11 protein-coding genes are annotated in these 10,277 nt (G+C 67.7%); 1 reads left to right on the plus strand and 10 read right to left on the minus strand.

All coding sequences use genetic code 11. From position 1 onward, the window contains the following. Window positions 1-38: 38 nt before the first annotated feature. Window positions 39-1,493: a 23S rRNA (uracil(1939)-C(5))-methyltransferase RlmD gene (gene rlmD / locus BDO18943_RS02900; RefSeq protein ID WP_374101873.1), complete on the minus strand. Its 1,455-nt coding sequence runs from the start codon at window positions 1,491-1,493 to the stop codon at window positions 39-41. Between the two features lie 162 nt (window positions 1,494-1,655). Here rlmD and BDO18943_RS02905 point away from each other — a divergent pair, with 162 nt between their 5' ends. Next, complete coding sequence (locus BDO18943_RS02905) at window positions 1,656-2,510, plus strand: endonuclease/exonuclease/phosphatase family protein (protein ID WP_175021158.1); 855 nt, start codon at window positions 1,656-1,658, stop codon at window positions 2,508-2,510. Window positions 2,511-2,543: 33 nt separating this feature from the next. On the opposite strand, the gene BDO18943_RS02910 is transcribed toward BDO18943_RS02905, so the two are convergent. The 9 genes from BDO18943_RS02910 to BDO18943_RS02950 form a co-directional block, all read right to left on the minus strand. Continuing rightward, window positions 2,544-3,320 carry a 3'-5' exonuclease gene (locus BDO18943_RS02910; RefSeq protein ID WP_043188263.1) on the minus strand — a complete coding sequence of 259 codons (777 nt, stop codon included), beginning with the start codon at window positions 3,318-3,320 and terminating at the stop codon, window positions 2,544-2,546. Window positions 3,321-3,323: 3 nt separating this feature from the next. Next, window positions 3,324-4,412: an RNA polymerase sigma factor RpoS gene (gene rpoS / locus BDO18943_RS02915; RefSeq protein WP_174959257.1), complete on the minus strand. Its 1,089-nt coding sequence runs from the start codon at window positions 4,410-4,412 to the stop codon at window positions 3,324-3,326. An 11-nt stretch (window positions 4,413-4,423) separates the two neighbouring features. Further along, the gene (locus BDO18943_RS02920) at window positions 4,424-5,311 is read right to left on the minus strand and encodes a peptidoglycan DD-metalloendopeptidase family protein (RefSeq protein ID WP_175021148.1); all 888 of its coding nucleotides are present in this window, start codon (window positions 5,309-5,311) and stop codon (window positions 4,424-4,426) included. Between the two features lie 5 nt (window positions 5,312-5,316). Beyond that, on the minus strand, window positions 5,317-6,249 hold the full coding sequence (locus tag BDO18943_RS02925) for a protein-L-isoaspartate(D-aspartate) O-methyltransferase (protein ID WP_175021149.1): 933 nt from the start codon (window positions 6,247-6,249) through the stop codon (window positions 5,317-5,319). Then, on the minus strand, window positions 6,246-7,007 hold the full coding sequence (surE, locus tag BDO18943_RS02930; RefSeq protein WP_175021150.1) for a 5'/3'-nucleotidase SurE: 762 nt from the start codon (window positions 7,005-7,007) through the stop codon (window positions 6,246-6,248). Before surE ends, BDO18943_RS02925 begins: the two co-directional genes overlap by 4 nt. 222 nt (window positions 7,008-7,229) lie before the next feature. After that, window positions 7,230-8,435 carry a CaiB/BaiF CoA transferase family protein gene (locus BDO18943_RS02935; protein WP_043188252.1) on the minus strand — a complete coding sequence of 402 codons (1,206 nt, stop codon included), beginning with the start codon at window positions 8,433-8,435 and terminating at the stop codon, window positions 7,230-7,232. A gap of 48 nt (window positions 8,436-8,483) precedes the next feature. Continuing rightward, complete coding sequence (gene recR, locus BDO18943_RS02940; protein ID WP_006478665.1) at window positions 8,484-9,080, minus strand: recombination mediator RecR; 597 nt, start codon at window positions 9,078-9,080, stop codon at window positions 8,484-8,486. 31 nt (window positions 9,081-9,111) lie between these two features. Beyond that, a complete protein-coding gene (locus BDO18943_RS02945) occupies window positions 9,112-9,438 on the minus strand; it encodes a YbaB/EbfC family nucleoid-associated protein (RefSeq protein WP_043188249.1) in 327 nt (108 codons plus the stop codon). 92 nt (window positions 9,439-9,530) lie between these two features. Continuing rightward, window positions 9,531-10,277: DNA polymerase III subunit gamma/tau C-terminal domain-containing protein (locus tag BDO18943_RS02950; protein WP_321533520.1), on the minus strand; the 747-nt coding region annotated here is incomplete at its 5' end.

Below are 10,277 nucleotides of genomic sequence, written 5' to 3' on the forward strand. Positions count from 1 at the left end.
GCCCGCGGGCCGGTTTTTTTACGTCTACCGCCCGGCGTTCAGTCGCGCTCGAACAGCGCGATCGATTCGACGTGCGACGTATTCGGGAACATGTTCACGACACCGGCACCCTTCAGGCGGTAGCCGGCCTCGTGCACGAGCAGGCCCGCGTCGCGCGCCAGCGTCGACGGGTTGCACGACACATAGACGATCCGCTTCGGCAGCGGGCCCTCACCGCTCTGCGCGATCTCGGCTAGCGCCTTCGACACCGCGAGCGCGCCTTCGCGCGGCGGGTCGATCAGGAACTTGTCGAATGCGCCGAGCGCACGCATGTCGTCGCCCGTCACTTCGAACAGGTTCCGGCACGCGAACGTCGTGTGGCCGTCGACACCGTTCTCGCGCGCATTCGCCAGCGCGCGCGTCGTCAGCGTGTCGCTGCCCTCGATGCCCATCACTTCGCGCGACAGCCGCGCGAGCGGCAGCGTGAAGTTGCCGATCCCGCAGAACAGGTCGAGCACGCGGTCGTCGCGCGACGGCGCGAGCAGGCGCAGCGCACGGCCCACCAGCACGCGGTTGATCTGATGGTTGACCTGCGTGAAGTCGGTCGGCTTGAACGGCATGCGGATACCGAATTCCGGCAGCGTGTAGTCGAGCGACACGTCGAGCGGATAGAACGGCGCCACCGTATCGGGGCCCTTCGGCTGCAGCCAGAACTGCACCTTGTGCTCGTCCGCGAACGCGCGCAACAACGCCTCGTCGTCCGCGTTGATCGGCTCCAGCACACGCAGCACGAGCGCGGTGACTTCCGAGCCGACCGCGAGCTCGATCTGCGGCATCCGATCGCGGATCGACAGCCCTTCGACGAGCCGGCGCAGCGGCACGAGCATCGCCGACACATGCGGCGGCAGCACTTCGCAGCTCGTCATATCGGCAACGTAGCTGCTCTTCTTCTCGTGGAATCCGACCAGCACGCCGCCCTTCTTCGCGACGTTGCGCACGGTCAGGCGTGCACGGTAGCGATAGCCCCACGACGGGCCGTGGATCGGCGCGAACATCGTTTCCGCGCGCAGCTTTGCCAGGTGCCACAGGTTGTCTTCGAGCACGCGCTGCTTGACCGCTACCTGCGCGCGCATGTCGAGATGCTGCATCGAACAGCCGCCGCAGGTGCCGAAGAACGTGCACTTCGGCTGCGTGCGCATCACGCTCGGGCGCAGAATGTCGACAACCGTCGCCTGCTCGTAGCTCGGCTTGCGGCGGAAGCTCGAATAGGTCACGCGCTCGCCCGGCAGCGCCCCCTCGACGAAGATGACCTTGCCCGGCTCGCCGTCCTCGGTGATCGTGCGGCCGACACCGCGCGCTTCCATGTCGAGCGATTCGATCTCGAGAACCGGGGCGGGCCCGGGCGCGACGGGCGCATTTCTTGATTTGCGCGCAGAAGTGGGGACGGCTTCGGACACCAGCTTTTCCTGACAAACGTTGAAGAAGGCGAGATTGTAGACGACGAAGGCCTGCATCGCCCGCTTTGCATGACGCAAGCGTCGATACTTAAGCATAGACGCCCCGGCATTGCGCGGGAGCGGCCACACAGGCGGCCCGGGAGCACCCGCGGCCGGGGCGACCGCGGAGCCGGTCAGGACCCGTCCTCGCCCGCAATCCGCCCGACAGGAGATTCGACCATGCGACTGATCGACTGGAACATCCAATGGGGTCGGGACGCGGACGGCGTCGTCGATCTTTCGCGGACCGTCGCGGCAATCCACGAGCTCGGCGACTTCGACGTGCTATGCCTGCAGGAAGTCACGCGCGGCTTCGGCGCACTGCCCGGCCGGCCCGGCAACGACCAGTTCGCCGAACTCGCAGCGCTGCTGCCCGGCCATACGATCGTCGAAGCGATCGGCGCCGACCTGCCGCCCATCGAAGCCGGTGCACCGCGGCGCCAGTTCGGCAACGCGATCGCGACCCGGCTCCCGGTCGGGCGCGTGCTCCGCCGGTTGCTGCCGTGGCCGGCCGACGCCGGCGCGCCGTCGATGCCGCGCGTCGCGCTCGACGTCGAGCTGCAGGCGCCCTTCGGGCCGCTGCGGGTGATCACCACGCATCTGGAATATTATTCGGCGCGCCAGCGGCTCGCTCAGGTCGATGCACTGCGCGACCGGCATCGCGAGGCCTGCGCGCACGCGGCACGACCGGCGCCCGCCGAAACCGCCGAGGGGCCATTCAGCGCGACCGGCCAGCCGTGCGATGCGATCGTCTGCGGCGATTTCAACAGCGCATTCGGCAGCGATGCCTATTGCCGATTCCTGGAGCCGATCGCAGACGCCCCGCGTTTCGTCGACGCATGGGTCGCTCGGCACCCCGGCCGCACGCCACCGCCGACGGCGGGCGTCTACGATACGGTGCAATGGTCGGAGGGGCCGCTCGCGTGCGACTTCGTGTTCGTGACCGATACGCTACTGCCGCGCGTCACGCGCTGCGAGATCGACGGCGATGTGCGCGTGTCGGATCACCAGCCGGTGCTGCTCGAACTCGATTGATCGCGACGCCGGCCGCGGCGCGCCCCGCCCGCGCTACGCGTCGAAGCCGGCCAGGTATTCGGCCCAGTGCGACGCAGGCTCCTGTGCAAGCGAGTTCTTCACGAGCAGGATTTCATCCGCGTATTCGCTCGGCGTGAGACCGCCGCGCATCAACTGGAACCGGCAATACAGCAGGTAGGTATTGACGACATCGGTTTCGCAATAGTTGCGGATTTCCTCGATCTGCCCGTTCTGGAACGCCGGCCACACCTGGCTGCCGTCCATCCCGAGCTTGCCCGGAAAGCCGCACATCTTCGCGAGCGCGTCGAGCGGCGCGTTTGCACGCGCCTGGTACATCGCAAGCACATCCATCAGGTCGGTATGCCGCGAGTGGTAGCGCGAGATGTAGTTGTTCCACTTGAATTCGCGATCGTCTTCGCCGAGATCCCAGTAGCGGGACGCGGGGATGCCGTGCACGAGCGCACGGTAATGGAGCACCGGCAGATCGAAGCCGCCGCCGTTCCACGACACGAGCTGCGGCGTGTATTTCTCGATCACGCGGTAGAACGACTGGATCAGCGTCGCCTCGTTGTCCTGCATCGTGCCGAGCGAGCGCACGCGAAAACCGTTGTTGTCGCGGAACACGCACGAGATCGCTGCGATACGCTGCAGGTGGTGCGGCAGGAAATCGCTACCGGTCTTCTCGCGACGGGCGGCGAACGCATGTTCGGCCACCGCGGCATCGTCGAGCGTCGCAGGCAGGTCTTCCAGACGGCGAATGCCGTCGACATCGGGAATCGTCTCGATGTCAAAAACAAGAATCGGAGTCATCAGTTACAGAACGGCGTCCTTGCGCACGCCGTTGGAGGCAAAAAACCGCTTGAGGCGCACCAGCGCTTCCTGCTGGATCTGGCGCACGCGCTCGCGCGTGAGCCCCATCTCGTCGGCCAACTCCTCGAGCGTCGCCGGTTCGATGTGGTTCAGGCCGAAGCGGCGCTCGATCACATGGCGATGCTTGTCGGACAGCCGCGACAGCCACGCGCGCGTCAGCGTCTCGAGCTCGCGGTGTTGCACCTCGGCGTCGGGCGACTGGCTCTGGTCGTCGGGCAGCAGGTCGAGCAGGCTGCTCGCAGGGTCGAGGTCGAGCGGCGCGTCGAGCGACGCCGTGTGCTCGTTGAGCGCGAGGATATCGGTGACTTCCTCGGCGGTCTTGCCGGTGAGATAGGCGATGTCGTCGATGCTGGCTTCCCGGCGCTCGGCCGCTTCGCCCGTCGACATCGAATTCTTTTCGAGGTGGCGCTTCGCGCGCAACACCTGGTTCAGCTCGCGGATCACGTGCACGGGCAGGCGCACCGTGCGGGCCTGGTTCATGATCGCCCGCTCGATGCTCTGCCGGATCCACCACGTCGCGTAGGTCGAAAAACGAAAGCCGCGCGTCGGGTCGAATTTTTCGATCGCGTGCATCAGGCCGAGGTTGCCTTCCTCGATCAGGTCGAGCAGCGGCACGCCACGGTTCAGATACCCCTTCGCGATGCTGACGACGAGGCGCAGGTTGCGCTCGATCATCACCTGCCGCGCCTCGAATTCGCCGGCCTTGGCCAGACGCGAATAGCGCTGCTCCTCCTCGACGGTGAGCAGCGGCTTCACGCTGATGCGGTTCAGGTAATGCTGGATCGTATCGGCCGTGAGCTCGGCCTGCAGCATCGTGCGGAAATCGTCGACGTCGGGCGCCGCCTCCGAGCGGCCTTCGCGCTCATCGTCGCCACCGTCCGCGTCGGCGTCGCGTGCCTCGAGGTCACGCTCGTTGTCCGCGACGTCGTCCTCGTCGTCCGTCGAAGCACCAGCTCGCCCCACCGACGCTTGCGTGGCACGACTGATCTTCTCAGACTCGGCTTGCGGCTCGTGGCGCTTCGATTTCGGCATGGTCGTCTCGGTTATTGAGGCGGCAAATACTTCAGCGGATCGACAGGTTTACCCTGCCGGCGAACCTCGAAATGCAGCATCACGCGGTCGGAATCGCTGTTCCCCATCTCGGCGATCTTCTGCCCCTTCGTTACCGCGTCCCCCTCTTTTACCATCAAAGCGCGATTGTGTGCATACGCCGTGAGGTAAGTTGCATCGTGCTTGATGATAATGAGGTTGCCGTAGCCGCGCAGGCCATTGCCGGAGTAGACGACGCGGCCGTCGGCCGCCGCCTTCACGGTCTCGCCGACCGTACCGCCGATATTGACGCCCTTGTTCTTCGCGTCGTCGAAACCGTTCAGCACGGGACCGCGCGCGGGCCACGCGAACGTCACGGGGCCGCTCGGCGCGGCGGCCGTATCGCTCGATGCGGCAGCCGCGGCAGGCGGCGGCGCAACCGAGGACGACGTGCCGGCGGCCGGCGTTGCCGGGCCGCTGCTGAGCGGCGCGGTCGCAACGGCTGCGCCCGCGATCGGCGCGGCGACCTGCGTGCCCGCAACGGCGGCACCGGCCTGCGGCGAAACGCGCAGCAGCTGATCGACTTCAATCTGATTCGGGTTCGCCAGGTTGTTCCATGCGGCGATGTCGCGATAGTTCTGCCCGTTTTCGAGTGCGATCCGGTACAGCGTGTCGCCCGGCTTCACCCGGTAGTAACCCGGTGGCGCAGGGGGAAGCGGCGCCGCGGGCTGCGCGGTGCCGGTCGTGCCGAGCGAACCGGAGCGATCGACGACGGGCGCGTTGTCGAGCCGCGTCGCACAGGCGGCCAGTAGCGTGGAGAACGCAGCTACGCAGATCGCGCGCTGGGCGAGCGTGAGCGGTTCCCTGGAACGGTTGTTTTGCATCGCGCGCAACATACTCATCGGTTTCAAATTACTCCGGATTTTAAAGGGACAAAGAAAACGCGATCAAGCCGTGACTCTCTCCATTGCGCGTGCGCGACGCGCTCGACGAGCGTGAGCACCTGGTGCTGCCCGCTCTGCGCGCCGACCGGCGCGACGAGCCGCCCGCCGATCGCGAGCTGCTCGAGCAGCGCCTGCGGCACGTCGAGCCCCGCCGCCGCGATCACGATCGCGTCGAACGGGGCCGCGGACGGCAGGCCGACACGCCCGTCGCCGTAGTGCAGACGGATGTTCGGCACGCGCAGCGGCCGCAGGTTCAGCTTCGCGCGCTCGTAGAGCGGCTTGATGCGTTCAATCGAATACACGTCGCGTGCCACGTGGCTCAGCACGGCGGCCTGGTAGCCGCAGCCCGTGCCGATCTCGAGGACGCGCTCGAGTGTGCGGCCGGCCATCGCGAGCTCGATCATGCGCGCGACAACCGACGGCTTTGAAATGGTCTGCTGATGGCCGATCGGCAGCGCCGAATCCTCGTAGGCCTGCGTCGCAAGCCCGGGATCCACGAACATGTGACGCGGCACTGCCGCCATCGCTTCCAGCACGCGCGCGTCGGTCACGCCGTTCGCGCGCAACCGTTCGACCATCCGTTCGCGCACACGTTCCGACGTGAGCGCGAACGCGCCGGCCGGCGCGACGCTCGGTGCGGCCGGCTTCGGCATCGCAGGCTTCAGCGCGGTCGGCTTCGGCGCGGTCGCGGGCTTCGCGGCCGCGGAGCCGGGCAACGCCGTGCGCGCCGCAGCAGGCTTCACCGCAATCGGTTTCAGCGCGGCGGCGGGCTTGTCGGCGGCCTTCGATACCGCGACCGCCGCATGGCGTTCGCCGGCCCGGCCTTCCGACTTGCGTGGCGCTCGCTTGAGATCTTCGAGCGCGAGCGGGAACCGCTTCGCGCGCTCGCCGCTCATGAAGCCCGCCCTCCGGCGCGCGCCCATTCGCGCGTCGCGGGAAGCATCTGCGTATGCGTGAGGTCCAGCTGCAGCGGCGTGATCGACACGAAACCGTTTGCGACCGCGTGGAAATCGGTGCCTTCGCTGGCGTCCATCGCTTCGCCCGCCGCGCCGATCCAGTAGATCGGTTCGCCGCGCGGGTCGGTCTGGCGAATCACCGGCTGCGACGGATGACGCTTGCCGAGGCGCGTGACCTTCCAGCCTTTCAGTTCGTCGTAAGGTAGGTTCGGAATGTTCACGTTCAGCAGCGGCTGGCCCGGCAGCGGATGCGCAAGGTAGTGCTCGACGATTTCCGCGGCGACGCGCGCGGCGTCCGCCAGATGAGCCCAGCCCTTGTCGGCCAGCGAGAACGCAATGGCCGGCACGCCGAACATGATGCCTTCGGTGGCGGCCGCAACTGTCCCCGAATAGAGCGTGTCTTCGCCCATGTTCTGGCCGTTGTTGATCCCGGAAACGACGAGATCCGGCCTGGCGTCGGCCATCCCGGTCAACGCGACGTGCACCGAATCGGTCGGCGTGCCGTTCACGTAGAAGAAACCCGTACTCGCCGCGCGCTGCACCGACAGCGGCCGCGACAGCGTGAGGGAATTCGACGCGCCGCTGCAGTTCTGCTCGGGCGCGATCACCGTGAGTTCGGCCAGCGGCTGCAGCGCGTCGCTGAGCGCGGCGAGACCGGAGGCGAGATAGCCGTCGTCGTTGCTGAGTAGGATTCGCATCCGGCGATTGTAACCGAGGAAAGATGGCGCGAGAGCGACAGTCCGGCGGCTGCGGATGGACCGCTGCGGGTGCCCGCGCACGCTGTGCCGCCGCGTTGCGCGGCGGCGTTCCGCGCGCTCAGGAAAGCGTCGAACCGCCCGGGGTGTTCCGCCGCCAACGACGCCCCCTCGGGGAATACCCCCTTCGGGGAGCGTGGCGTGAAGCGGCAGGCCCGAGGATGCTCAAATTGCACCCGCGTCGCGCAGTGCGGCGATCGCCTGCGCGTCGTAGCCGAGGCCCCGCAGCACCTCGTCCGTGTGCTCGCCGAGTTCCGGCCCGAGCCAGCGCGTTTCGCCCGGCGTGTCCGACAGCTTCGGCGTGATGTTCGGCAGCGGAATGTCGGTGCCGTCGGCGAGCTTGAAGCGCTGGATCATCTGCCGCGCGACGAACTGCGGATCGGTGAACATGTCGGCGGCGCTGTAGATGCGCCCGGCCGGCACATCGGCCGCATTGAGCACGACGAGCGCTTCATCGATCGTGCGCGGCGCGAGCCACGCGGCAATCGCGTCGTCGATCTCTTGCGTGCGCGGCACGCGTCCGTCGTTTTGCGCGAGCGCGGGATCGTCGGCGAGGTCGTCGCGCTCGATCGCCTTCATCAGCCGCTTGAAGATCGGATCGCTGTTGCCGCCGATCACGATGCTGCCGTCGCGGCACGCATAGGTATTCGACGGCACGATGCCCGGCAGCGACGCGCCGGTGCGCTCGCGCACCATCCCGTACACGCCGTATTCGGGCACCACGCTTTCCATCATGTTGAAGACGGCTTCATACAGTGCAACGTCGACCACCTGCCCCGCACCGCCGTTGACCTTGCGGTGATGCAATGCCATCAGCGCGCCGATCACGCCGTGCAGCGCGGCGATCGAGTCGCCGATCGAAATGCCGATGCGCGGCGGCGGCAGGTCGGGATACCCGGTGATGTGACGCAGCCCGCCCATCGATTCGGCGATCGCGCCGAAGCCGGGCCGGTCGCGGTACGGGCCCGTCTGCCCGTAGCCGGACAGGCGCACCATCACGAGACCCGGGTTGTCGGCCGACAGCACGTCGTAGCCGAGTCCGAGCTTTTCGAGCAGGCCCGGGCGGAAGTTCTCGATCACGATGTCGGCCTCGCGCGCGAGTTGCCGCGCGATCGCCTTGCCGGCGTCGGCCTTCAGGTTGAGCGTGACCGATTTCTTGTTGCGCGCCTGGACGGACCACCACAGCGACGTGCCGCCCTGCTCCGGGTGCAGCTTGCGCCACTTGCGCAGCGGGTCGCCGCCGTTCGGATCCTCGATCTTGATCACTTCCGCGCCGAATTCGGCAAACAGCCGCGACGCGAACGGTCCCGCGATCAGCGTGCCGAATTCGAGCACTTTGACGCCCGCGAGCGGGCCCTGGCTGGTGCTCATGTGTCTCCCTGGCATGAGGAACGGCGCCGCCGGCCGGCGGCGCCCGGCTTACATCGTGCGACGGTCGAGCATCGCGCGGGCGATGGTGCCCGCGTCGACATATTCGAGCTCGCCGCCCACCGGCACGCCGCGCGCGAGGCGCGTGACCGCGAGCCCGCGCGCCTTCAGCGTCTGGCCGAGGTAGTGCGCGGTGGCTTCGCCCTCGTTCGTGAAGTTGGTCGCGAGCACGACTTCCTTGACGACGCCGTCGGACGCGCGCCGCACGAGACGGTCGAAATGGATTTCCTTCGGGCCGATCCCGTCGAGCGGGCTCAGCCGGCCCATCAGCACGAAATACAGCCCGCGGTAAGTCATCGTCTGCTCGAGCATGATCTGGTCGGCAGGCGTCTCGACGACGCACAGCAGCGTCGGATCACGCTCTTCGTCGCTGCAGACCTCGCAGATCTGCGCTTCGGTGAACGTGTTGCACTTCTCGCAGTGCTGCAGGTGCTCGGTTGCGAACAGCAGCGACCGGCCGAGCCGCTCCGCGCCCTCCCGATCGTGCTGCATCAGGTGGACCGCCATGCGCTGGGCGGATTTCGGCCCGACGCCGGGCAGCACGCGCAACGCTTCGACGAGAGCGGACAGGGCGGACGGCTGTTTCATACGGCAGCAAAAAGTGGCACGGACGCTGCGCTCAGAACGGCAGCTTGAAGCCCGGGGGCAGCGGCAGGCCCGACGTCATGCCGCTCATCTTTTCCTGCGACGTCGCTTCGGCCTTGCGCACGGCGTCGTTGACTGCAGCCGCGACGAGATCCTCGAGCATGTCCTTGTCGTCCGCGAGCAGGCTCGGGTCGATCGATACGCGACGCACTTCGTTGCGGCACGTCATCGTCACCTTGACGAGGCCGGCGCCCGACTGCCCTTCGACTTCGATCAGCGCAAGCTGCTCCTGCATCTTCTTCATGTTTTCCTGCATTTGCTGCGCTTGCTTCATCAGTCCGGCGAGGTTGCCTTTCAACATGGGAATACTCCTTCTTGATCGTGTGAAAACCGGCACGCGGCGCGTGCCGGCCAATGTGTGGGCGTGATTGTGCCTGTCGCGGGGCGGTCAGTTCAATGCAGCGTCGGCGGCGGGCCGTCCGGCGCCGCGTCGGCGAGCGGGCGCACCGAACCCTCGACGATGCGCGCGCCGAATTCGCGCACGAGTTGCTGGACGAACGGATCGCCTTGAATCTCCTGCTCGGCCTCGCGCTGGCGCGCCGCGCGCGCGGCTGCATCGAGTGCCGCTGCCGTGCGCCGCGCGGGCCCGACTTCGACGGCCACCTCGACCGGCTTGCCGAGCGCATCGGCCAGCGCGGCCTTCAGCTTCGCCACCTGCGCGGCGTCCGCATATTGCGGCACCGGCACGGAAAGTTTCAACGTCGTCGCATCGACGGCCGTCAGTTCGCTGTTGAATGCGAGCTGGTACGCGACGCCCTTGAGCGGCAGCCGCGCGGCCAGCGCCGGCCATTCGCCGTCGAAGCCGACCGGATCGAGTGCGATCGCAGGCGGCAACGGGCGCGTGTCGGCCGGTGCGGACGGACGGGTGTCCGCCGGCTGCGGCATCACGCGCACATCGTCGGGGCCGCTATCGAACACCGGCACGAAGCCATCGTCGGGCGGGCCGCCGAACATCTCGTCGGCGCTGAGCGGTACGTAGTCGTCCGGCGGAATGTCCTCCCACGGCGGCGAGGCCTGGCGCGATTCGGCCGCCTGCGGCGCACGGGCCGCAGCGCGCGGCGTCGGCACCTGTACGGCGGCGGGACGCGGCGCGGCCGGCTTCTCGGCAGCCGGCTGGGCTGCCGGTTTCGCGGCGGCGCC

Origin of the sequence: Burkholderia aenigmatica, assembly GCF_902499175.1 — a bacterium.
GTDB classification, from domain to species: Bacteria; Pseudomonadota; Gammaproteobacteria; order Burkholderiales; family Burkholderiaceae; genus Burkholderia; species Burkholderia aenigmatica.